Origin of the sequence: Natronoarchaeum mannanilyticum (assembly GCF_039522665.1) — an archaeon.
GTDB classification, from domain to species: Archaea; Halobacteriota; Halobacteria; order Halobacteriales; family Natronoarchaeaceae; genus Natronoarchaeum; species Natronoarchaeum mannanilyticum.
This window is the reverse complement of record NZ_BAAADV010000001.1, coordinates 802,879-825,199: the sequence shown is the minus strand read 5'-3', so window position 1 is coordinate 825,199 and position 22,321 is coordinate 802,879. Positions and strand designations below refer to the sequence as shown.

The window sequence follows — 22,321 nt, the reverse complement described above, 5'->3', positions numbered from 1 at the left end:
AGACTCTTCGAGAGAAAAGATATGAATGTCACTCTACTGGGAAGCGGAGAAATGACGGGCGTCCCGCCGATGTTCACGGACCTGGAGTCGATCGGCGCCGAACGACGACGCCGTCGGCCGGGACTCCTCGTCGAAACTGCGGCGGCGACCGTCATGCTCGACGTCAGTCCTGACGTGCGCGAACAGGTCCTCGAAGCCCAGATCGACACGCTCGACGCCGCGTTCGTGACGCATTTCCACCACGATCACGCCGGCGGCATCGACGACCTCGGTCTCCTCGTGCCGCACGTGGGGACCGACGTTCGTATGACCGAAACTGCAATCAGTCATCTCCGAAACGAACGCGAGTACCTGGTCGACGATATCGACGTTGAGACCATCCAACACGGTGATCAGGTCACAGTCGGAGATCTCACCGTCGTTCCGTTCCCGGTCGCGCACGGTCGACCGGAGTTCGATACGGTCGGATTCGCGGTGTATCACGAGGGGACCAAAGTGGTGTACGCTCCGGACGTCGAACGATTCTGTCCCGATCGACCTGCAGGCGCCGAATACCGGGACGCCGATCTCCTGTTCGTGGAGGGGTCGCCGATCCTTCAAGAGGACCTGTACGACGAGATCGACTTCGTGGAGATAGTCGGCGAAGCGGCGGCGGATCGAACGGTCCTCGTCCACGTCAACGAATTTTTCGACGGTCCGACGGAAACGATGGTCGAAACCGCCGAAGAACACGGGTTCGAGTTGGGACAGGATTTCGAGACGTATCTGGGTTGAGTAGATCCATCGGAATCAGTAGCAATTAGTCTGCGAAATCGAGGTGAGAGTACGTTCGGCTATGTACTCCTCATAGCAGGATTAAGGTAAGACAATTGACTTCTCCCGGTGGATGCCCTCCATACACAGACGATCGCTGCTCGCCGGTGCGGGGGCGGCACTCGTCGGCGTCTCGGGGTGTACCACCCAGAGTTCGTCGCCGACGCCCGCCCACTGGGTGACAGTGTATCTCGCCGACCGTGAAGAGACGTACGACGTCGGCGTCACCGTGAGAGACGACAGCGGCGACGCCGTCTTCGAGAAGGACTACGCCCTTTCGGACAGCAACGAGGCCGACGAGCACGCTCCGTTTCCCGAGGCGACCGACCCCGAGACCGTCGTCGTGACGGTCGACGGAACCCGGTTCGAACGCGACTGGCCGGGGTTCGAGCAGCCCGAGCTCCCCTGCGACGATCCCAACTGGGCCGGGATCGAACTCTGGATCGAAACTGGGACTGACGGGACGCCGGAGCTCCGCATGGGGGCGGACTGCCAGCACGTGACGATGGAGTGACGATCGCACCGACTCCACTCGTCGGTCGTTCAGGCTGCCCGGATCACGAAATCGACCAGTTCGGACCGGAGAACGCTATTACTCGTCGGGGTACTTCGGCTCGCGCTTCTCGGCCCGTTCGAGCGCCGTCCGGATCACGTCCTCGACGTCCCCGTGGAACTCGTCGCCGTGGCCGGCGTACATGTGCTCGACACCGTCAGACCGTCGGTCTGACGAGCCAGCACTCGCTTCGCTCGCGCTAACCGAGTCGGGAAGCCGCTCCAGAATCCGCTCGATGCTCTCGATCAGCACCTCGCGGGACTGGCCGGCCATGTCGGTCCGACCGAAGCTGCCGTAGTCGAACGCGCCGTCGTCGTGGACGACGACGTCGCCGCTGAAGATCGTCGACTCGCTGAGCAGCGAGACGTGATCGTCCGCGTGCCCGGGCGTGTGGACCACGTCGAAGGACTCGTCGCCGATCGCCACTTCGTCGCCGTCGGCGATCTCGTGCGTCCGGCGCGGGTGGTCGGCGTAAGCGTACAGCTCGGCGCCGAACGCGTCGAGCACGGCGTCGAGCTCCTGGACGTGGTCGCCGTGCTGGTGGGTCAGCACGACGGCGTCCAGCGAATCGGTGTGCTCGGCGACGACGTCCTCGACGCCCGGCATCGCGCCGGCGTCGACCAGCACGTCGCGCTCGCCCAGCGCGAGGTAGGCGTTGCAGGTGAAACTCTCGGCGTCGGCCGTGACGGTGACGACGTCCATGCGCGGGTGGACGGACGCCAGCGTCGAAAAACGGTGGGGTTGCGGCGAGGGCCATCGGCGTCGTGCCGACGCCGATCCCGGCTACGATTTATCCAGCACGAAGTAGAAGTGCCCGCCCTCCTCGTCCACGCCGTACAGCGTCTCGATCGACCACGGCGTCTCGGCGACGAGCTCACGGAGCGCGTCGGGAGAGAACATCATCAGGGTGATCGGATCGCCGATCGCTCCGTCGTAGACGGTACGGAACGTCCGCGTCGCGGTGCCGTCCGAGACGTCGCCGAGGTACTCGCGGAACTCCGGCGGCGCCTCTGTCGGGTCCGAGACGTCCGCGATCACCCGTCCGTCCGGCCCCGTGAGCTCGGCGAAGGCGTCGAACAGCTCGCGGACGCCGTTCCGATCGCCGGCGACGCCCACCTGCTGGCCGGCGACGAGCACCGTGTCGAAGCTGTCCCCGAACAGTCCGGGGTCGCCCATGTCGCCGACGACCGCGTTCTCGACGCCCCGATCGCGCGCCACCGCGACGGCGCCGGGGCTGCGGTCGACGCCGACGACGTCGTACCCCTGCTTTTGGAGCCACAACGCGGTGCGCCCGGCGCCGCAACCGGCGTCGAGCACCCGTCCACTGACGTCCGCGAAGGCCTCGTGTTCGACCTCGGGCCACGCATCGGGACCGGAAAAGTACCACTCCAGAGGCGCCTCGCTCTCCTCGCCGTCGTCCCGACGGTGGCGGGGCTGCTCGTCGAGCTCGCCCTCGTGGTAGTCCCAGACCATGCGGCCGAACGGGCCGGAGCGTTCGCGCGCGGACGAATCCATGCGATCGGGCGTTCGCCCGGCGGTCACTTCATCGGTTCGATCGCCGGAAGAAACAGCGTTGGCGGCAGTCGACCGCGAGCGCGCGACGCGACGTCGCTCCGACGGCGTCGACGTGGCTCCCCGGCGCCCTCGGTGCCCGCGGCGGGGCTCCGCCCGCAAAGGAACAAGATTTTAAGCTACGGTCGGGTAGATGCGCCCACTATGGGTAAGAAATCGAAGGCCAAGAAGAAGCGCCTCTCCAAGCTGGAGCGCCAGAACAGCCGCGTTCCGGCGTGGGTCATGCTGAAGACGGACCGTGAAGTCACTCGCAACCCCAAGCGGCGCAACTGGCGGCGCCAGAGCACTGACGAATAATGAGCGCCGGTGAGTTCGAGGAGCGGGTCATGACCGTTCCCCTGCGCGACGCCAAGGCCGCACCCAAGCACGAAGCCGCCGACAAGGCGATGAAGCTCCTCCGCGAGCACCTCGCCAAGCACTTCTCCGTCGACGGAGAGCAGGTCCGCCTCGACCCCTCGATCAACGAGGCGATCTGGTCCCAGGGCCGCAAGAAACCGCCGAGCAAGCTCCGCGTGCGCGCCGCCCGATTCGAGGAAGAGGGCGAGGCAATCGTCGAAGCCGAGCACGCAGAGTAACTTTGCTTCGCGCCGCGTTCACAGGATCGGCGTACGTCGGCGTCTTCGCGCGCGCCACGGACGATCACCTGCTGGTGCGTCCCGACGCCGACGACGATCTGATCGAAGATCTGGGCGACGAGCTGGGCGTGCCGGCCACGCCCACGACGATCGCCGGCTCGGCCACCGTCGGCGCGCTCGCCGTCGGTAACGAGAACGGACTGCTGGTCAGCAGTCGCGTCACCGACCGCGAGCGCGACCGGCTCGCCGAGGCCGTCGACGCCCCGATCGTCGAACTGCCCGGTCGGATCAACGCCGCCGGGAACGTCGTACTCGCCAACGACTACGGCGCGTACGCCCACCCGGAGCTGCCCGAGGAAGCGATCGACGCCGTCGAGCGCGCGCTCGAGGTCCCGGTCGAGCAGGGCGACCTCGCGGGCGTCCGGACCGTCGGGACGGCCGCCGTCGTCAACGACGAGGGCGTGCTCTGTCACCCCAAGACGTCCGACTCCGAACTCGACTACCTCGAGGACCTGCTCGACGTCCGCGCCGACGTCGGGACGATCAACTACGGCGCGCCGCTGGTCGGCTCGGGCCTGCTCGCCAACGAGCACGGCTACGTCGTCGGCCAGGACACCACCGGCCCCGAGCTGGGTCGGATCGAGTCGGCGCTGGGCTACATCGACTGATCGGCCAACGCCGGCCGCGACGCCGCTGTCCTGCAGATTTCGACGCTCCGATCGCCGATCCTCGACCCGGTACGGAAGGGAAGATTCTTCCGACTCCCCGACGCAGGTTAGGACATGAACCAGTATTCGGTTAGCGGACGGTTCGAGGCCCGCGACGGGTGGGAAACGTTCCAGACAGAGGTAGAGGCCGAGAACGACGACGTCGCCGAGGAGTACGTCTACTCGAACTTCGGCAGCAAGCACGGTCTGAAGCGCCGCCAGATCGAGATCGACGAGGTGGCACAATGATGGGCGGTGGCGGCGGCGGTCAGCAGCAACTGCAGGAACTCAGCCAGCAGCTCCAGGAGCTCCAGGAGCAGATCGAGGCCCTTGAGGGCGAAGTCGACGATCTGCAGCAGGAGAAGACCGAGGTCGACGAGGCCATCGAGGCCATCGAGACGCTCGAGACCGGCTCGACCGTGCAGGTCCCGCTGGGCGGCGACGCCTACCTCCGCGCGGAGGTCCAGGACATCGACGAGGTCATCGTCAGTCTCGGCGGCGGCTACGCGGCAGAGCAGGAGCAGGGCGACGCCGTCGACACGCTCGAGAACAAGAAGGAGACGCTCGACGACCGCATCGACGAGGTCAACGAGGAGATCGCCGAACTCGAGACCGAGAGCGAGCAGCTCGAGCAGAAGGCTCAGCAGCTCCAGCAGCAGCAGATGCAACAGCAGATGCAGCAGATGCAGGGCGAGGAAGAAGGCGACGAGTAGCGCATGTTCGACAGCCTGAAGGACAAGCTCGGGAGCTTCCGGGAGGACGTCGAGGAGACCGCCGAGGAGAAGGCGGCGGAAGCCGAGAGCGAGGACGCGGCCGCGGAAGCCGAAGCGGTCGAGGAGACCGAGGATGACGCCGCGGAAGCCGACGCTGGTGCCGCCGATTCGGATGCCGCAGACGCCAAAGCGGCCGCCGCGGCGGCCCGGTCCGACGCGACCCAGCCTGAGGGCGACGACGCCGAGCACGGAGCCGAAACAGAGATCGAGGCCGACGCCGGCGAGTCGACGGACGCCGAGGCGTCGAGCGACGCCGACGAGTACGGCGGCGCGGACGTCGCCGGCGCCGTCACCGACACCGTCGCCGAGGACGAGGAGGACGGCGGACCGGGCTTCGCCAAGCGCGCGAAGTCGTTCGCGACCGGCCAGACCGTCATCGAGGAGGAAGACCTCGAAGCGCCCCTCGAGGAGCTCGAGATGGCGCTGCTCCAGAGCGACGTCGAGTTCAGCGTCGCCCAGGAGATCATGGCGACGCTCCGCGAGGAGCTGGTCGGCGAGACCCACCGGTTCACGAAGTCGACGACCGGCGTCGTCCAGCGCGCGCTCAAGAACGCCCTGCTGGAAGTGATCAGCGTCGGGCAGTTCGACTTCGACGAGCGCGTCGCCGAGGCCGACAAGCCCCTGACGATCGTGTTTACGGGGGTAAACGGCGTCGGCAAGACCACCTCGATCGCCAAGATGGCCCGCTACTTCGAGGAGCGCGGGCTCTCGACGGTGCTGGCCAACGGCGACACGTACCGCGCCGGCGCCAACGAGCAGATCGAGGAGCACGCCGAGGCGCTGGACAAGAAGATCATCACCCACGAGCAGGGCGGGGACCCCGCCGCGGTGATCTACGACGCCGTCGAGTACGCCGAGGCCAACGACGTCGACGTCGTGCTCGGCGACACGGCCGGGCGCCTCCACACCAGCGACGACCTGATGGAGCAGCTCTCGAAGATCGACCGCGTGGTCGATCCCGACATGACGCTGTTCGTCGACGAGGCCGTCGCCGGGCAGGACGCCGTCCAGCGCGCCAAGCAGTTCAACGACGCCGCCGAGATCGACGGCGCCGTCCTGACGAAGGCCGACGCCGACGCGCAGGGCGGCGCGGCGATCTCGATCGCCCACGTGACGGGCAAGCCGATCCTCTTCCTGGGGACCGGTCAGGGGTACGACGACATCGAGCCGTTCGACCCCGAGGAACTCGTCGATCGCCTGCTCGGCATCGACGGGTAGCGCGGTCGCCCGCCGCCGGCGCACGGGCGCCCCACGTTTCTTTTCGGAGCGCGTCGAAGTCCGGCCCATGTCGCTCGATCCGGACGCCGTCGAGGCCGTCGCGTTCGACTCCTACGGCACCATCGTCGACGTGACGACCGTCGAAGAACCGCTCGCCGAGCACGTCGACTCGCCCGAACTCGTCTCGAAGATCTGGCGCGAGCGCTCGCTCAACTACGCGATGGTCGCCAACCACGTCGGCGAGTACGACTCGTTCTACGAGTACAACCGCGCCGCGCTGGAGTACGCGCTGGACGCCGCGGGCGCCGAGACGACCGCCGAGGAGCGCGAGGCGATCCTCTCGACGTACGACGAACTGGACGTGTTCGAGGACGCCCCGGAAGGGATGGAACGGCTTCACGAGGCGGGCTACGACCTGTACGTCCTCTCGAACGGCAGCCCCGAGATGCTCGACACGCTGCTCGATCACGCCGGCATCGACGAGTACGTCGAGGACGCGATCAGCGTCGCCGAGGTGGAGACGTTCAAGCCCGACGCCGAGGTGTACCGCCACGCCGCCGACCGGATCGGCGAGCCGATCGAGGACGTCGCGTTCGCCGCGGCGGGCTGGTGGGACGTGCCGGGCGCCGTCGACGCCGGGATGCAGGGTGCGTGGGTGAACCGATCGGGGACGATGTGGGGTCCCTACGAGATCGAGCCGGACGTGCCGGTCGAGTCGTTCCACGAGTTGGCCGACGAGTTGGACGCCTGAGCGGCACGGATACTATCAGCAACGACCATCATAGATAGCGGAGACACTCGCCTGCACCCCGGACCGGCGTCAGGTGTCGCCGTGACGCGGGGGGCTTTAGGCGTGGGCGTAGTTTCGTCCTACGACAAATGGCAACGAGTATCACGGTTCTGAAACGCGTTGAACGGAGGTGCTTGAAATGAATACGGTAGAGCAGTGGAAGCAGGACAAGCACCCGCTGGACGTCATCGAGGACGTCAAGGAGTACGCCGAGAAGGGGCTGGGGTTCGAGGAGATCGTCGCGGCCGAGGACGACGGCGAGTTCGAGCGCCTGAAGTGGGCCGGGATGTACGCCCACGGGAAGCACGAGGACTACTACATGATGCGGACGAAGGTGCCGGGCGGGCGCCTGACGCCCGAGCAGGCCGAGGTGATCGGCGAGGTCGCCGACGAGTACGCCACCGCGCCCGACGAACACGGCGGCGCCGAGCAGAACGAGCTGTGGGGCGACGCCTACCTCGACATCACGACGCGCCAGGACATCCAGAAACACTGGGTCGAGATCGAGGACGTCCCCGAGATCTGGGACCGGTACGACGAGGTCGGGCTGACGACGATCCAGGGCTGCGGCGACTCGGCGCGCAATGTGCTGGGCTGTCCCGCCGCGGGGCTGGACGACCACGAGTGCTTCGACGCCCAGCCCGTCATCGACACAGTTTCGGACTTTTTCACCGAGAACCGGGAGTACGGCAACCTTCCGCGGAAGTTCAAGATGACGATCACCGGCTGCAAGCACGACTGCGCGCAGTCCCAGATCAACGACGTCGGCATGACGCCCGCCAGGAAGGAGATCGACGTCTCCGGCGAAGCCGGAGGCTCGTCGGACGGGTCCGACGGTGGCGAGGAGTACTACGGCTTCCACGCCCGCGTCGGCGGCGGGCTCTCTGACGGTCCGCGGATGGCCTCGAACCTGGACGTGTTCGTCCTGCCCGAGGACGCCGTCGAGTTCTGCCGCGCGGTCGCCCAGACGTTCAAAGAGCTGGGCGATCGGAACAACCGCGGCGTCTGCCGGATGCGCTACCTCGTCGAGCAGCTCGGTCCCGAGAAATTCGAGGAAGCCATCCGCGAGCGCTGTTCGGTCGACCTGCACGAGCGGGGCACCGACCTCACCGAGGGGTACGCCGGCGACCACGTCGGCGTCCACGACCAGCGCGAGGACGGGCTCAAATACGTCGGCTTCAACGTGATCACGGGCCGGATGGGCGGCGACGAGTTCGCCGCGGCGGCGCGGGCGGCCCGCGAGTACGGCACCGACGAGTCGACGGTCCGCCTCGCGACCGACCAGAATTTCCTGATCACCCATATTCCGGCGGAGAACGTCGACGACCTCCTCGCGGAACCGTTCGCGGCGGACTACCAGCCCGATCCCGGCCCGTTCTCGCGCGGCGCGGTGGGCTGCACGGGCAGCGAGTTCTGCAACTACGGCATCATCGAGACCAAGAAGCGCACGAAGCGCTGGGCGCGCGAGCTCGACGCGCAGATCGAGACGCCGGACGATCTGGACGTCGTGCGGATGCACATGTCGGGCTGCTCGGCCTCCTGCGCCCAGCCCCAGATCGCCGATATCGGATTTCGGGGGGAGACCGTCCAACTCGACACCGACGATGACGGCGACGCCGACGACCTCGTCGAGGGGATGGACTTCGGGCTGGGCGGCAGCCTCGGGTCGGACAACGAGTTCCTCGACTGGGTCGAGAGCGCCGTCCCAGCGGACGCCGTGATCCCGGCGCTCGAACAGCTGTTCGACGCCTACGCGGAGGATCGGGCGGACGGCGAGCGGTTCTACGAGTGGACTCGCGGCGTCGACAACGACCGGCTCCGGGCGATCATGCGAGACGCCGACGCGCCCGTGTCGAAGGGGGTGGCCGCGGATGACTAGCGAGGACCCGAACGCCGACGATCAGCCACTCCCCGGCGTCCCCGAGACAGCGGACGACGAGGACGCCGACGAACAGAGTTCGTCGAGCCCTCGCTCGGCGTCGCCTCGCGAGGACGCCGCGTCGGTGCCGAGCGTCGACGGCGCCGGCGTCGAGCGTCCGGCGACCGAGTCGGGAACGGTCCCGGCCGATCAGGTCGGACCGGAGGACGATACGGACGCCGGGGACGCCGCTTCTGACGGGGTAACCCCGGACGAGTCGGGCGACGACTGCGGCTGCAGTTCCTGCGGCTGCGACGACGGCGGAGGCGAGCGGGCAGTCGCGGACGGCGGAGCGACGCCCGCCAACGTCTCGCCGGACGGCCAGCTCGTTAACGTCGAGTTCACCGACCCCGCGGAGGGCGTCAGTCAGGAGATCGACGGCGAGGGCTCCGATCCGCCGGACAGGCGCGTCCAGCTGCCGGAGGGCGCCGACTTGGAGACGCCGGGCTACGAGATCCGCTCGGCGATGAACGACATCGAGACGCCCGACGAGAAGACCTGGTTCATGGAGCTCGACGAGGCCGTCATCGACGAGGGCAGGTGTATCCAGTGTGGCACCTGCGTCGCGGCGTGCCCCTCCGACTCGATCGGCATCGGCGACGACGATCTGCCGGAGCTCGTCAAGATGTGCACGGGCTGCTCGCTGTGCTGGGACTTCTGCCCGCGCGGCGGGCTGCGCTACGAGCGCCAGTGGAAGATCACCGGGGGCGACGACAACGTCTCGGGCGCGGGCGACCCGATCACGGAGTTCTCCGCGCGCGTCGAGGACGACTGGCGCGAGGGCAGCCAGGACGGCGGCGTCGTCACGAGCGTCCTGATCCACCTGCTCGAGGCGGGCGAGATCGACGGCGCGCTGATCGCGACCGAGTCCGACGAGGAGGCCTGGAAGGCCGAGAGCTTCCTCGCGACCACGCCCGAGGAGCTGATCGAGAACACCGGGACGATCTACAACCAGACGATGGCGCTGGGCAACCTCGGACTCGACCAGTGGGAGCACAAGCTCCCCGACGAGGATCCCGAAGACCTCTCGCTCGCGCTCGTGGGCACGCCCTGCGAGATAGAGGGGATCCGCGCGCTGCAGGACTTCGAGTGGGACTACCAGAGTCAGGACGCCGGCGTCCGGGCGATCGACTACACGGTCGCGCTGATGTGCACGAAGAACTTCAACTACTACTCGCTGATGGGCGAACAGTTAGAGGAAGAGCGCGGCATCTCACCCGACGAGATCGGGAAGATGGACGTGCTCGACGGCGAGATGCGCGTCTACGACCACGACGGCGAGTCGCTCCTGATCGAGGACGTCGAGAACTTCCACGACGCCGCCCTCAAGGGCTGCGACGAGTGCGCCGACTTCACCGGCTACTGCGCGGACCTGACCGTGGGGTCGGTCGGTTCGAGCGACGAGTTTTCCAGCGTGATCGTCCGCACCGAGACGGGGCTGGACGCCTGGAAGCTGACCGAGCCCGACCTGGAGTACCACGATCTGGAGGATCGGGGCGCCGTTGGCGGCCTCCAGAGCTGGGACAAGAAGAAGGCGTTCGACTCGCTGGAGCGCCCCTTCGACCCCGACGCGCCGCGCTTCATCGACTACACCGACCACGCCGAGCAGTACGGTACGGAGATGAACCCCCACGACGCGGGGCACTGAAGCGGGACGACCCCCCACACGGCGGTCGGACGCCGCGAGGTAGAGCCGCGGCGTCAGGGGGCACTGCTACACCCCCCAGAAGAACGCGATGCCCAGCGTCGTGACGACCAGCATGATCGCCTGCAGCGGCGCGCCCACCCGGAAGTAGTCCGAGAAGCGATAGCCGCCGGGGCCGTACACCATCAGGTTCGTCTGGTAGCCAATCGGCGTCAGCACCGACGTGCTCGCCGCGAACGTGACCGCCAGCACGAACGCAAACGGTTCCGCGCCGATCCGGCTCGCCGCGTCGACGCCGACCGGGATCATCAGCACGACGCTGGCGTTGTTGCTGACGATCTCGGTCATCAGCGTCGTCGCAAGGTAGAACAGCCCCAGCACGACGATCGGCGGGTAGTCGCCGGCGCCCGCGACGACGAGGCTCGCGAGGAACGCCGCGCCGCCCGACTGCTCGAGGGCGACGCCCAGCGGGATCACGCCCGCGAGTAGGAAGATCACGCTCCAGTCGACGGCGTCGTAGATCTCGCCGGGTCTGACGCAGCCGGTCGCGACCATCGCCACGACGCCCGCGAGCGCACCCGTCAGGATCGGGACGACGTTCAGGGCCGCCAGCGCGACGACGCCGCCGACGATGCCGAGCGCGACCGGGATCCGCTCGGTGCGGTAGGCGGGGCGAGCGATCTCCTGGGCGACGACGTAGTGGCGGTGCTCGCGCAGCCGCCGGATCGACGCCTCGTCGCCCCGGACCAGCAGCGTGTCGCCGCCGCGGAGCCGCAGGTCCTCGATCTGCTCGTGGACGACCGTCTCGCCGCGGCGCAGCGCCAGCACCGCGACGTCGAACTCGGCGCCGAACTCCAGTTCGGCGAGCGTCCCGCCCGCCGTCCCCGTCCGCGGCGTCAGCACGACCTCAGCCAGCACGTCGCGATCGGCCCGCGGCGTCGCGAGGTCGGCGTCGCCGACGTTCGCGTCCGGCAGAACGTCGACGCCGCGAAGCTCCGACAGGTCGGCGGCGGCCTCGCCGGTGGCCTTCAGGACGAGCCGGTCGCCGGCTTCGATCCGCGGATCGTCGGTCGGAACCGGCTCGCCGCCCCGGAGCACCTCCAGCACCTCGACGTCGGCCAGCGCGGCGGCGCTCGCGACGCGCTGGTCGACCAGCGGCGCCGCAGCCCCGACCGCCACCTCCGTCAGGTACGGCCCCATCCCGTACTCTTCGGTGAGTTCCTCGTCGGGCGGGATCCGCGCCGGGACGAGGTGCCGGCCCACGACGAGCAGGTAGACCGCGGCGGTGACCAGCACCACGGCGCCGAGTCGCGTGAACTCGAACATCGAGAACGGCTCGCCGAGCAGCCGCGCGGAGACGTCCGAGGCCAGCAGATTCGTCGAGGTGCCGATCAGCGTCAGCATCCCGCCGAACATCGACGCGAACGACACCGGCAGCAGCAGCTTCGAGGGCGACGTGCGCGTCCGGTTCGCGACGTCGGTCGCGACGGGGATCATCACGGCGACGACCGGCGTGTTGTTGATAAATCCCGACGACAGCCCCGAGACGCCGATCATCGACGCGAGCTGCTTTCGCTCGTCCCCGCCCGCGAACGCGACGATCCGGCGGCTCAGCAACTGGACGGTCCCGGTCCGCCGGATCCCCTCGCTGAGGACGAACATCGCCAGCACGGTGATCGTCGCCTCGCTGGCGAACCCCGAGATGCTCTCGGCCGATGAGATCCCCGTCCAGGGCTCCAGCACCGCCAGCAGCACGATCAGCAGGATCGCCGAGACGTCGATCGGCAGCGGCTCGGTGACGAACGCCAGAAACGCCAGTGCGACGAGCCCGAACACCACAAGCGCGTCGGTCGGCGGCGGCTGTACTTGCCCCGCCGCGACCACCCCCCATCTCACGAACAGGTCCCTCCACCGACTGTTCCACGGCGCGGGTAATAACACCGGACCGTCGGGGCGTCGGTCCGTCTCCGACCCGCCGAACGACGCGTCGAAAACCGCAGCCCGACGACGCGGAGCAAAAAGGCCTTAGTGGCGGTCTACGAGTGTTGGTGTATGAAAGCGATCGTTCTGGCCGGCGGCTACGCCACCCGACTCTGGCCGATCACGAAGAATCGGCCCAAGATGTTTCTCCCGATCGGCGACACGACCGTTATCGACCGAATCTTCGCGGATCTGGAGGACGACGACCGCATCTCGGAGGTGTTCGTCTCGACCAACGAGCGCTTCGCCGAGGACTTCCGCGAGCACCTCGCCGAGAGTCCCTTCGAGAAGCCGACGCTGACGATCGAGGAGACCGTGGCGGAGGACGAGAAGTTCGGCGTCGTCGGCGCGCTCGCTCAGCTGGTCGACCGCGAGAACGTCGAGGAAGACACCGTCGTGATTGCGGGCGACAACCTCATCAGCTTCGACGTCTCCGAGTTCGTCGACTTCTTCGAGGAGAAGGGTTCGCCCGTGCTGGCCGCCTACGACGTCGGCTCCCGAGAGAAGGCCAAGTCCTACGGCCTCGTCGATATCGACGGCGACGAGGTCGTCGACTTCCAGGAGAAGCCCGATGACCCCAACAGCACGCTCGTCTCGATCGCGTGCTACGGCTTCCCCGCGGACGCGCTCGACCTGCTCGAGGAGTACCTCGACTCGGGCAACAACCCCGACGAGCCGGGCTGGTTCATCCAGTGGCTCCAGGACCGCCGGTCGGTCCACGCGTTCACGTTCGAGGAGGCGTGGTTCGACATCGGCACGCCCGAGAGCTACCTGGAGGCGATCGCCTGGTATCTCGGGGGCGATAACCACGTCGCCGAGACGGCGACGATCGAGAACTCCCGACTCGGGACGAACGTCCACGTGATGCCCGACGCCGAGGTGCTCGACTCCGATCTCGACCAGTCGATCGTGTTCCCCGACGCGACGCTGCGGGACTGTGACATCCGGTCGTCGATCATCGACCGGGAGACGGACCTGGACGGGCTGAACCTCCAGGGCGCGCTGATCGGCGCGCACACGCAGATCTCGAACGGCGGGTAGCCCGCGGCCTCCGCTCTTTTGCCGGCTCGTCTTCCGGTACAGTTACTCGCCAAGCCCCGCGTCCGCGATCCGCACGCTCCCGCGCGTCCCGTCCCACTCCGTATCGTACTCCAGCTCGATCGGCCGATCCATGTGCGGGCCGTCGGTCACGAGCGTCTCGAACTCGCCGCCCTCGCCCAGGATGTGGACGCCGTACTCCTCGCTGAGCGCTTCCAGATCGGCCAGCGCGTCGGCGTCGAGGCGCCGTCCGAGCCAGGATTCGTCGAGACCCTGCGCGGCCACCTGAATGATCCGGATCTCGAAGCCGGTGTCGAGCATCTCGTCGGCGAGCTCGCGCGGATCGCGCTGCCACAGGGGGGCGAACAGCTCGATCCCGAGGCGGTCGCACAGGGCTTCGATCCGGCTAGTCTGGTACTCGCTCTCGACCGCGCCGGCCGTGACGCCCGCGACGCCGCCCTCCAGCTCGGCGTCGAGCTCCCGCAGCGCGGCCTCCAGCGGTTCGACTTCGGCGTCGCCCTGCGCGCCCGAGTCGGCGACGCCCTCGGCCTCGAAGTCGTCCGGGCGGACGTCGACGAGCGGGACGCCGACGCTCTCGGCGGCGAGGCTCGCGAGGTCGGTCGCGGGGACGTGGTACATGTAGGAGTCGCCCTCGGGATGCACGGTCAGGAGTCGCCCGACGTCGAGGTCGCGTTCGAGCGCGCGGTACAGCGCCCACGAGGAGTCCTTGCCGCCCGAGAAGAGGCTGACCCAGCGGCCGGCGTCGTCTGCCATACCGTCCCATCGGGAGCGCCGGAGGATAGATGCGTCGAAGCGCCGCCGCCGCGTCGCGGCGGGAACCGACCGCACCCTACGAATCGGGGTTCGACGGGCTCCCGTCGTCGCCCTCTGGCAGCTCGGCTTCGGCGTCCTCGATCGCCGAGCCGCTCAGCGAGGTGGCGACGCGGACGCCGATCAGCGTCACGAGGACGCCGCTGACGACGAACACGCCGAGCCGGTTGCCCAGGCTGAGCGTGAACCCCTCGACCGACACCGCCCCGGCCTCGATCGAGGGTACGTCGATCGGCGGCACCTGCCCCGCGCGTTCGAGGAAGTAGCCCGCGAACCCCCGGACGACGAGGCCGAGCCCGACGACCACGAACGGCAGGTGGAGGTACGACGGCCGGACGCGGTCGTTCTGGATCACCTCGTCGAGCAGCCGCCCCGTCGAGGCCGCCAGCGCCGCCATCGCCAGCCAGGGGACGCTCGCGTGGGCGAACGTCATCGCCGGCAGGAACGCGTCGCCGGTGGTCGAGAGATCGGAGACGCCGAGCGCGCCAGCGAACACGCCGACCAGCGTCAGCCCGGCGGCGACGACGTAGGTCACCACCGACACCTGCCCGGAGTACAGCGAGTCCCGGACCTGGGTCGCCAGCCCCCGGAGCGCGTCGTCGACGCCGATCCCCTTGTACAGCAGGAACACGCCGATGACGGCCGTGATCGTCGCCATCGCCTCGGCGATGCCGGTGACCAGCGTGAGCGCCGGGAACGCCAGCAGCGCCAGCCCGATCGGCACTAGCACCGTCTGGCGCAGCTCCTCGTCGGCGAGGAACTGCTTCATCAGGTAGTACGTCGACTCGATGTCGCGGGCCTGCCGGACGACGACGCGGTCGACCGAGTCGACGCGCAGCCGGCTCTCGACGATCGGCACCAGGCGCTCGTCCTCGGCGCTGTCGATCACCACGACCGCCGAGTCGGGGTCGTGAGTCTCGATCAGCTCGTCGAGCTGGCGCGCGACGGTGCGGTCGGCGCCGACCATCGAGTCGCTGACCCCCGAGACGACCGCGACGACGGCGTCGTCGTCGCCGTCCCGCAGCTCCCGGGCCACCGAGAGCGTCTCGAGCAGCGAGTTGACGCTCGAGTCTTCGGGGTCCGCGAGGCCGACGTCGATCACGAGCGAGCGGACGGCCTCCCACCCGACGACCGGCGTCTCCAGGCCGGTCTTGCGGCCGACGTCGTTCGCCCGATCGACGCAGAGCACCAGCGTTGTCACTGTCGGAACCATATCGGCCCCGGAATAAAAACTCTCGTCTCGGCGTAATCTTGCAAGGCGCGGTCACCCCCGATTCTGGGGGCGCCTCAGCGCAGTTGCAGGTCGATCTCGCGGTCGTCGGCAGCCACGCTCGCGACGCCGGCACCAAGCGCGTAGGCGACCCGCTCGGCGCCGCCGCGCATGCGCGCCGCGATGCCCCGCTCGGGCTCGAACTCCTCGACCGCGACCGCGTCGACGCCGAGCCGTTCCGACAGCTCGTCTTCGACGTCCTCGCGCGTGCCGAGCCGGTCGACGAGCCCGATCTCGGCGGCGTCCTCGCCGAGGTACACGCGGGCCTCGGTGTCCCGGATCGCCTCGGCGTCGAGGTCTCGGCCCTCGGCGACGCGCTCGACGAAGTTGTCGTAGAGGTCGTCGACGATCCCCTGGAGGTACTCGCGTTCGTCGGCGTCCAGTTCCTTCAGCGGCGTTCCGGCGTCCTTGTAGGCGCCGGCCGCGAACCGCTCGTAGCTGAGCCCGACCTTCTCGGCCAGATCGGCGGCGTTGACCGTCGAGCCGATCACGCCGATCGAGCCGACGACCGTCGCGTCCCGGGCCCAGAGTTCGTCGCAGCCGCTGGCGATCCAGTAGCCGCCACTCGCGCAGGTGTCCTGGGCGTACGCGATCGTCGGCCCGTCGAACGCCTCGGCGGCGAGCTTGATGTCGTCGCTCGGGACGACCTCGCCGCCGGGCGTGTTCAGCCTGACCAGCAGGGCGTCGACCGCGTCGTCGGCGTCGGCGCGCTCGATCTGCTCGACGATGTCGTCGGCCGGCGTCGATCCCGGCTGGCTGGGCAGCGGCCCGCCGCCGCCGTCGCGCGTGATCGGCCCCTCGACGGCGACCTCGGCGACGTCGTAGCCCGGCGCCATCGAGCGGACGGCGTTGCCCGCCAGCTTCGCGCCGAGCAGCGCGAGCGCCAGCGTCAGGACGATTCCGAGCAGTTCCGCCAGCCCGACCGGCAACTCGACGAACAGGACGTACCCGATCGCGGCGGCGATCGCCGCGCCCGCCAGTACCGCCGCGAGCGTCGCGAGCCCGCGGAGTCGATCACCCACCGCAGCCACCTCGGCGTTGCATACTCCGGTGTGGGGCCCGACCGTGCATAAAACGTCGGCGCCGAACCGCAACGTCGGCGCCGAGTCGCACCGTCGGTAACGAGCCGCGTCGCGGTTCGCAGTGCGGCAGGGGGTGCCGGCGGGGGCAGTTTCTTGTAGGGCTGTCCGCAAGGACCAGCTAGGATGGCGAGCAACCTACTCGCGGACGAGGCGGCCGACAAGATCGTCACGGTCAGCCGGACGGCGATCGGCGACAGCCTCCGGTCGGTGACGTACTTCACGCGCGACGACTACGACCAGCTGTACCTGCGGGACGATCTGGAGCAGGACGCCGATCTGACGAGCTTCATCGGCCACGAGTGGCACGACTTCAAGACGGCCCACGCCGCTTACGAGGGGACCGAGCTGGGGAACTACAACTACACGATCCGGGCGTTCGACAACGGCTACCTCGTCCGCGTGACCGACGAGCGCGAGGGCGTGTTCGTCACGACAGACGGGCTGACGATGCAGGACTTCGAGAACGTCACTACTTCGCTCCGGGAAGTGCTCCGCGACGAGCTCTGAAAGCACAACGCCCAACACCGCGCGGCGCCTGTTTTCGACGATGACCGACGACGTACCCGACGCCGCGCACCGAGCGCTGGAGCGCCACGGCGCCTTCGAGGGAGAACGCGACGAGTACCGCTGCACGACGACGCCGTTCGACGCCGTCGCGACGCTCTCGCCCGCGCCCGGCGACCGCGACGCCACGTTCGAGGTCGAGGTCCGCGTGCCGTCGCTCGACGCCGTCGTCGAGAGCGAGACGGTCGCCGAGGTCGTCGAGGACGGCTGGTTCGACACGCTCGAACGCCGCCTCGACGACGCCTACGACGTTGTCAAGTCTAGCGACCGCCTCGACCCCGAGATCGAGCGCTTCGACGACGAGGTCGTCGCGCGCTTCGGCGTCCAGGCGTGGACCGCGGATCAGGGCGCCGACGACGCCAAGGCGCTGATCGACTACGTCGAAGGGACGTACGTCCAGGGCGTCATCCCCGGCTACGAGTACGGCGAGCCGGTCGCCGGCCTCCTGAATCGCGCCCAGAAGAACGCCGACAGCGAGTCCACGAATCGCGGCGGGACGCCGCTGTAGGGGAGAGCGACCACGGCACGCCGGATCGAGGCGTCGTCAGGATTCTTTTAGCACCGCAAGCGTCCGGCGGCATCGGCGCCGTTTCCGAGTAAGAGGTCCTTTCGGTCAACCAGTATCCCCCACGAAGCAACCGTTCAGTAGATACGCGTATTGACAGCACCTGCTTGACCTGTAAGATCACCAGAAAACACTTACAATGTTCGACGGAACGTGTTGTCTGTGAAACGACGTGGACTCCTTCTCGGCGCTGGGATTGTAGTATCTAGCCTTGCAGGATGCCTTGGGAATCGGAGTGGAGAAACTAACGACTCCAACAACCCGGAAAACACCACTGAGGAGGACAACGCCATCACGTACGAGCAGTGTCCGGATATGTTCGTGTCTCTGGATGATCTCCCAAAGCCAGCAAAGGAAGAAGCGAACACAGCAATCGAAAACGGTGTGTACGAGACTGACGGTGAACTGATTCTCAATGAGGTCCTCTCTATCGAAGAATCCTATCTCCTGGCCACTGGACGCTATTACAATATGACCGTCACGACTGACGACGGAGTCACGCGTCTCCGTAGCGAAGAGGTCGTTCCCAAGGAGGCTACCCTCCCAGTCATAGATAACGGAATGGAGACCGATGTGACGGTTGATCTACGTATTGAACACGAAGGAAGCCTCCTTCTCGAGGACACGATAACCCTCCGTGCCAGGAGTGAAACCGCCCTTACCGACGGAAACGACTACCCCTACGGACAGTATCGTGCTACACTTAAAATTCAGACTGGTGGGGAGGTTCACGAGGAAGAAGTGACATGGTCAGAGACCAGTGTAGAAAAACCCGATCAGATTGTAATCCACTCTGATGGAGTCGGATGGGCAGGCCCTGACCCTCGCCCAGACAGAGATTGGTGTAGTTGGAACGACGAAGGGGGCCTCGTTGAGGACGACGACGATGAGATACGCGAATGACACCGAGCAATCGCTTCTCTCTATCGAATGCCGTGGTCCACAAAGGGTTTCGACAGAGCTGGTGAAAAGCATACGGCGGCTTCGCCGCCGTTTCGCTGCGAGCGAACGAAGTGAGCGAGCAGCCTTTTTGGCCGAGATTTTTGCCGCGAGTGGTCGCCGAAGGCGACCCGAGCGGGAAAAAGGTCGTAGTGTGGTATTTAGTCCATAGCGATGTACGTCTGCGTGTCCTCGACGCCGTCGACCTCCTGGATCGCCGTCGCCGCGATGTCCTTGACCTCGGCTGGCGTCCCGACGGCGACCTTGGCGATGATGTCGACGTCGCCGGCGACGATGCGGGCGTGCTCGACGCCCTCGATCGATTCGATGTCGTCGCGGAGTCGGTCGGCCTCGCCGGTGTTGGCCTTGATCATGACGTAGGCGGTGACCATCTCAGATACCCCCCGCTTGAGCGGTCGCGCGACTGGCGTCGCCGACCAGGATCTGTCTGACGTCGTCGAGCACGTCGAAGTCCGCGAGCACGATCAGCCGGTCGCCGGGCTCGATCGACTCGTCGGGCGTCGGGATCGCCAGCGGGGCGTCCCGCTTGCCGAAAGCGAGCACGGTCGCGTTGGCGGGGAGCTGGAGTTCGCTGATGGTGTAGCCCGCCGTCGGCGCCTCGCTGGTGATCGTCAGCTCGACGACCTGCAGGTGCTGGGCGATGTCGGCGATCGCGCGGATGTCGCCGCCCAGCATGGCGTTTTTCGCGCCGATCGCGCCCAGGCGCTCGGGGTAGACGATCTCGTCGACCTGGCGCGCGTACTTCCGGTAGATATCTTCGCGGTAGTCCTCGTCGATCCGCAGCACGGTGCGGCAGCCGTGGTGGTCGCCGATCAGGCAGGCGGCGAAGTTGGTGTTCAGATCGCCCGACAGCGCGCCGAGCGCGTCGGCCTCGCCCACGCCGGCGTCTTCGAGCACGTCTTCCCGCGAGCCGTCGCCCTCGATCACCTCGTAGTCCTGCTTGCGGGCGCGCTCGGCCTTCGAGGGATCGCGTTCGATGAGCGTCACCTCGTGGCCCTCCTCCTGCAGCACGCGGGCGGTTCGAAGTCCGACGCGACCCGCTCCTATGATAACAAACCGCATGTCAGCCTCTACGCGGCGGCCCTTGAATAACTTTACCCCGCTCGGTCTTCGAACGCGCCGCGTCGGCGGCCGAATCGAGTCGCTCTCGGGCAAACGTTTTTATCGTGCCAAGGCGTACCACGGATCACGATGGTTCACGCGTTTATAATGGTGAAAACGGCCGCGGGGAAGTCGGAGGAGCTGCTCGGGTCGATCCGCGAGCTCTCGCAGGTCGCCGAGGCCCACATCGTCGCCGGCGACTACGACATCATCGCCGAGGTCGACGTCGGCGAGGTCTACGAGGTCCTCGATACCGCCTCCTCGGGCGTCCGAGGGTTGGGCGGCGTCACCGATACGAAGACGTACATCTCGCTCGATTAGCGACGACGATACGACGCCGCATTCGTTCGAGCCATCGTTCGACGCGCCGTTCGGGGGACGGCGCGCCGTCGACGACAGGCGTACGTCGAACTACCTGCAAAGGACCGTCCGGGGGCCGGCTCGCACACCGCCCCGTCGCGAAATTCGCGTGAACGATGACCGAGGACGAGGACGACAGCGGGCTCTTGACCGAGGGAGCGTCCGAGATACGCGATCGGACGGAGGATCTGGGTTCCGTACCCTCCCAACCCGGCGAGAACCGTCTGAAGCAGTGGTTCCTGCTCACGGGAGCGCGACTCTCGGTCACCGCGGTGCTGCTGGTGCTCGTGTTCGGGTCGCTGCTCGCGCTGTCCGTGCTCAGGCCGCTCCAGGTGCGAATGCTGCTCACCGAGACCACCGCCGCCCGGACGCTGTTTAGCTCCCTCCTCAGCGGCGCGATCCTGCTCGTCTCGATCGTCGTCTCGATCAACTCGATCGTCCTCTCGCAGGAGATCACGGACATAGAGAACCAGCAGAAGCGCATCACCGCCTCCATCGAGTATCGGCGCCACATCGAGCAGTTCATCGAGGCGGACGTCACTCCCGCCCGCCCGTCGGAGTTTCTGAACGCCGTATTGTACGCGATCTCGCAGCAGATGGACGTGCTGATCCGGATCTCCGCTCGGACAGAGAACGAGGACTTCCAGGCGTACGTTCAGGAGTTCGCCGAACACGTCGAAGCGGAGATCGACGAGGCGCGGTCCACGCTGCGGAACTCCCATCTCGGGGCGTTTAGCATCCTGCTGGCCGGACTGAACTACAACTACTCCGGACAGCTCCACACCGCACGCGCCCTGAAGCGGACGTTCAGCGACGATCTGAGCGACGACGAGCGGGAGGCGATCGACGGGCTCATCGACACGTTCAAGCACGTCGCGACCGGCCGCGAGTACTTCAAATCGCTGTACTACAAGCGGGAACTCGCCCGCCTGTCGAGTCGGCTGCTGTACGTCTCGCTGCCGGTCATCGTGTTCACGTCCTACATGATCCTGGCGCTCGACGCGCGGCTCTTTCCCGAGGTGCAGGTGCTCGGGATGTCGCCGCTCCTCATCACGATGACGTTCGCTTACTCGGTCGCACTCGCCCCCTACATCGTGCTCACGTCGTACATCCTTCGGGCGACGACGATCACGCTCCGAACGCTCGCCGCCGGACCGTTTATCCTGCAAACCGGCAGTCGGATCGACACCTTCGATTGGGAAACTCCGGAGAGAGAGCGCAACTGGAATCTGACGGACGACGAGGACAACTGACGGCGTCCCCGACCGTCGCGGCCGCCGAGTGACGCCGCCGACCGTCGCGGCCTACACTACGCGCTACGCCTCGCTGCAGATCTCGACGAAGTTCCGCAAGATTTGCAGCCCCGTCTCGCCGCTCTTCTCGGGGTGGAACTGCGTGCCGAACACGTTGCCGGCCTCGTTGGCGACGATGCTCGGGAAGTCGACGCCGTAGTCGGTCGTCGCGACGACGGCCTCGGCGCTGTCGGGTTCGGCGTAGTACGAGTGGACGAAGTAGGCGTACTCTCCGTCGACGCCCTCGACCAGCGGGTGGTCGCGCTCGACGTTCAGCTCGTTCCAGCCCATCTGGGGCACCTTCTGGCCCTGGTCGAATCGGACGTTCGTGCCGGGAATCAGGTCCAGACCCTTCACGTCGCCCTCGCCGGCGCGGTCGGCCTCCTCGCTGTCGGTCAGCAGCATCTGCATCCCGAGGCAGATGCCGAAGACGGGCTGGCCGCGCTCGGCGGCGTCTTCGAGCGGTTCGCGGTACGGCCCGGCGTTCTCGACGCCCTCGCGGAACGCGCCGACGCCGGGGAGCACGATGCCGTCGGCGTCCGCGAACGCCGAGGGGTCGTCGGTGATCTCGACGTCCGCGCCGGCCCGCTCGAGGCCGCGGGTGACGCTGCGGAGGTTCCCCAGCCCGTAGTCGACGACGACGATCGACGCCGACGCCGCGGCGTCGTCGCGTCGCTCGGTCTGCTGGCTCATGGTCGCGAGTAGGGCCACCGC

At 67.4% G+C, this 22,321-nt stretch carries 26 protein-coding genes; 17 read left to right on the top strand and 9 right to left on the bottom strand.

The features are described 5' to 3' along the window. The first annotated feature begins 21 nt into the window (after window positions 1–21). Both ABDZ81_RS04445 and ABDZ81_RS04440 read left to right on the top strand, forming a co-directional pair. Complete coding sequence (locus tag ABDZ81_RS04445; protein WP_343772667.1) at window positions 22–774, top strand: MBL fold metallo-hydrolase; 753 nt, start codon at window positions 22–24, stop codon at window positions 772–774. A gap of 112 nt (window positions 775–886) precedes the next feature. Then, on the top strand, window positions 887–1,327 hold the full coding sequence (locus ABDZ81_RS04440; protein ID WP_343772666.1) for a hypothetical protein: 441 nt from the start codon (window positions 887–889) through the stop codon (window positions 1,325–1,327). Window positions 1,328–1,405: 78 nt separating this feature from the next. Here ABDZ81_RS04440 and ABDZ81_RS04435 read toward each other — a convergent pair whose 3' ends face one another. Both ABDZ81_RS04435 and ABDZ81_RS04430 read right to left on the bottom strand, forming a co-directional pair. Then, window positions 1,406–2,068, bottom strand: a complete 663-nt coding sequence (locus ABDZ81_RS04435) for an MBL fold metallo-hydrolase (protein WP_343772665.1) — start codon at window positions 2,066–2,068, stop codon at window positions 1,406–1,408. 81 nt (window positions 2,069–2,149) lie between these two features. Continuing rightward, window positions 2,150–2,881 carry a class I SAM-dependent methyltransferase gene (locus tag ABDZ81_RS04430; RefSeq protein ID WP_343772664.1) on the bottom strand — a complete coding sequence of 244 codons (732 nt, stop codon included), beginning with the start codon at window positions 2,879–2,881 and terminating at the stop codon, window positions 2,150–2,152. A 201-nt stretch (window positions 2,882–3,082) separates the two neighbouring features. Between ABDZ81_RS04430 and ABDZ81_RS04425 the strand changes: the two genes are divergently transcribed. The 9 genes from ABDZ81_RS04425 (at window position 3,083) to ABDZ81_RS04385 (ending at window position 10,567) form a co-directional block, all read left to right on the top strand. After that, window positions 3,083–3,235: a 50S ribosomal protein L39e gene (locus ABDZ81_RS04425; protein WP_256391880.1), complete on the top strand. Its 153-nt coding sequence runs from the start codon at window positions 3,083–3,085 to the stop codon at window positions 3,233–3,235. After that, entirely contained in the window at window positions 3,235–3,513 is a 279-nt protein-coding gene (locus tag ABDZ81_RS04420; RefSeq protein ID WP_343772663.1) for a 50S ribosomal protein L31e, read from the top strand. The genes ABDZ81_RS04425 and ABDZ81_RS04420 overlap by 1 nt, the downstream gene beginning before the upstream one ends. 2 nt (window positions 3,514–3,515) lie before the next feature. Continuing rightward, window positions 3,516–4,181 carry a translation initiation factor IF-6 gene (locus ABDZ81_RS04415; protein ID WP_343772661.1) on the top strand — a complete coding sequence of 222 codons (666 nt, stop codon included), beginning with the start codon at window positions 3,516–3,518 and terminating at the stop codon, window positions 4,179–4,181. 114 nt (window positions 4,182–4,295) lie between these two features. Next, entirely contained in the window at window positions 4,296–4,469 is a 174-nt protein-coding gene (gene rpl18a / locus ABDZ81_RS04410) for a 50S ribosomal protein L18Ae (protein ID WP_256391877.1), read from the top strand. After that, a complete protein-coding gene (gene pfdA / locus ABDZ81_RS04405; RefSeq protein WP_343772659.1) occupies window positions 4,466–4,933 on the top strand; it encodes a prefoldin subunit alpha in 468 nt (155 codons plus the stop codon). Before rpl18a ends, pfdA begins: the two co-directional genes overlap by 4 nt. 3 nt (window positions 4,934–4,936) lie before the next feature. Then, window positions 4,937–6,211 carry a signal recognition particle-docking protein FtsY gene (ftsY, locus tag ABDZ81_RS04400; protein ID WP_343772657.1) on the top strand — a complete coding sequence of 425 codons (1,275 nt, stop codon included), beginning with the start codon at window positions 4,937–4,939 and terminating at the stop codon, window positions 6,209–6,211. A 67-nt stretch (window positions 6,212–6,278) separates the two neighbouring features. Then, on the top strand, window positions 6,279–6,962 hold the full coding sequence (locus ABDZ81_RS04395) for a haloacid dehalogenase type II (RefSeq protein ID WP_343772655.1): 684 nt from the start codon (window positions 6,279–6,281) through the stop codon (window positions 6,960–6,962). 178 nt (window positions 6,963–7,140) lie between these two features. Next, window positions 7,141–8,880: a nitrite/sulfite reductase gene (locus tag ABDZ81_RS04390; protein WP_343772654.1), complete on the top strand. Its 1,740-nt coding sequence runs from the start codon at window positions 7,141–7,143 to the stop codon at window positions 8,878–8,880. Further along, window positions 8,873–10,567, top strand: coding sequence for a Coenzyme F420 hydrogenase/dehydrogenase, beta subunit C-terminal domain (locus ABDZ81_RS04385; RefSeq protein WP_343772653.1), 1,695 nt, complete (start codon window positions 8,873–8,875; stop codon window positions 10,565–10,567). Before ABDZ81_RS04390 ends, ABDZ81_RS04385 begins: the two co-directional genes overlap by 8 nt. 66 nt (window positions 10,568–10,633) lie before the next feature. On the opposite strand, the gene ABDZ81_RS04380 is transcribed toward ABDZ81_RS04385, so the two are convergent. Then, the gene (locus ABDZ81_RS04380; protein ID WP_343772652.1) at window positions 10,634–12,460 is read right to left on the bottom strand and encodes an SLC13 family permease; all 1,827 of its coding nucleotides are present in this window, start codon (window positions 12,458–12,460) and stop codon (window positions 10,634–10,636) included. A gap of 156 nt (window positions 12,461–12,616) precedes the next feature. On the opposite strand from ABDZ81_RS04380, the gene ABDZ81_RS04375 reads away from it, so the two are divergent. After that, entirely contained in the window at window positions 12,617–13,585 is a 969-nt protein-coding gene (locus ABDZ81_RS04375; protein ID WP_343772651.1) for a nucleotidyltransferase family protein, read from the top strand. Window positions 13,586–13,627: 42 nt separating this feature from the next. Here the strand turns inward: ABDZ81_RS04375 and ABDZ81_RS04370 are convergent, their stop codons facing one another. From ABDZ81_RS04370 to sppA, 3 genes are all read right to left on the bottom strand, one after another. Beyond that, the gene (locus ABDZ81_RS04370; RefSeq protein ID WP_343772650.1) at window positions 13,628–14,356 is read right to left on the bottom strand and encodes a diphthine--ammonia ligase; all 729 of its coding nucleotides are present in this window, start codon (window positions 14,354–14,356) and stop codon (window positions 13,628–13,630) included. Between the two features lie 76 nt (window positions 14,357–14,432). Then, a complete protein-coding gene (locus ABDZ81_RS04365) occupies window positions 14,433–15,614 on the bottom strand; it encodes a DUF373 family protein (protein ID WP_343772649.1) in 1,182 nt (393 codons plus the stop codon). 86 nt (window positions 15,615–15,700) lie between these two features. Beyond that, window positions 15,701–16,705 carry a signal peptide peptidase SppA gene (sppA, locus tag ABDZ81_RS04360; RefSeq protein ID WP_425541898.1) on the bottom strand — a complete coding sequence of 335 codons (1,005 nt, stop codon included), beginning with the start codon at window positions 16,703–16,705 and terminating at the stop codon, window positions 15,701–15,703. Window positions 16,706–16,888: 183 nt separating this feature from the next. Here sppA and ABDZ81_RS04355 point away from each other — a divergent pair, with 183 nt between their 5' ends. From ABDZ81_RS04355 to ABDZ81_RS04345, 3 genes are all read left to right on the top strand, one after another. Continuing rightward, window positions 16,889–17,272, top strand: a complete 384-nt coding sequence (locus ABDZ81_RS04355) for a DUF7522 family protein (protein ID WP_343772648.1) — start codon at window positions 16,889–16,891, stop codon at window positions 17,270–17,272. Window positions 17,273–17,312: 40 nt separating this feature from the next. Next, window positions 17,313–17,837, top strand: coding sequence for a DUF5813 family protein (locus ABDZ81_RS04350; protein WP_343772647.1), 525 nt, complete (start codon window positions 17,313–17,315; stop codon window positions 17,835–17,837). 219 nt (window positions 17,838–18,056) lie between these two features. Next, complete coding sequence (locus tag ABDZ81_RS04345) at window positions 18,057–18,797, top strand: hypothetical protein (RefSeq protein ID WP_343772645.1); 741 nt, start codon at window positions 18,057–18,059, stop codon at window positions 18,795–18,797. Window positions 18,798–18,994: 197 nt separating this feature from the next. Here ABDZ81_RS04345 and ABDZ81_RS04340 read toward each other — a convergent pair whose 3' ends face one another. Beyond that, the gene (locus ABDZ81_RS04340) at window positions 18,995–19,225 is read right to left on the bottom strand and encodes an Lrp/AsnC family transcriptional regulator (RefSeq protein WP_343772643.1); all 231 of its coding nucleotides are present in this window, start codon (window positions 19,223–19,225) and stop codon (window positions 18,995–18,997) included. Window position 19,226: 1 nt separating this feature from the next. Further along, entirely contained in the window at window positions 19,227–19,916 is a 690-nt protein-coding gene (locus tag ABDZ81_RS04335; protein WP_343772642.1) for a potassium channel family protein, read from the bottom strand. A gap of 129 nt (window positions 19,917–20,045) precedes the next feature. On the opposite strand from ABDZ81_RS04335, the gene ABDZ81_RS04330 reads away from it, so the two are divergent. Beyond that, the gene (locus tag ABDZ81_RS04330; RefSeq protein WP_343772641.1) at window positions 20,046–20,276 is read left to right on the top strand and encodes an Lrp/AsnC ligand binding domain-containing protein; all 231 of its coding nucleotides are present in this window, start codon (window positions 20,046–20,048) and stop codon (window positions 20,274–20,276) included. Between the two features lie 155 nt (window positions 20,277–20,431). Further along, window positions 20,432–21,568, top strand: coding sequence for a DUF7972 family membrane protein (locus ABDZ81_RS04325; protein ID WP_343772640.1), 1,137 nt, complete (start codon window positions 20,432–20,434; stop codon window positions 21,566–21,568). A 63-nt stretch (window positions 21,569–21,631) separates the two neighbouring features. Here ABDZ81_RS04325 and hisH read toward each other — a convergent pair whose 3' ends face one another. Next, complete coding sequence (gene hisH / locus ABDZ81_RS04320) at window positions 21,632–22,300, bottom strand: imidazole glycerol phosphate synthase subunit HisH (RefSeq protein ID WP_343772639.1); 669 nt, start codon at window positions 22,298–22,300, stop codon at window positions 21,632–21,634. Window positions 22,301–22,321: the final 21 nt, after the last annotated feature.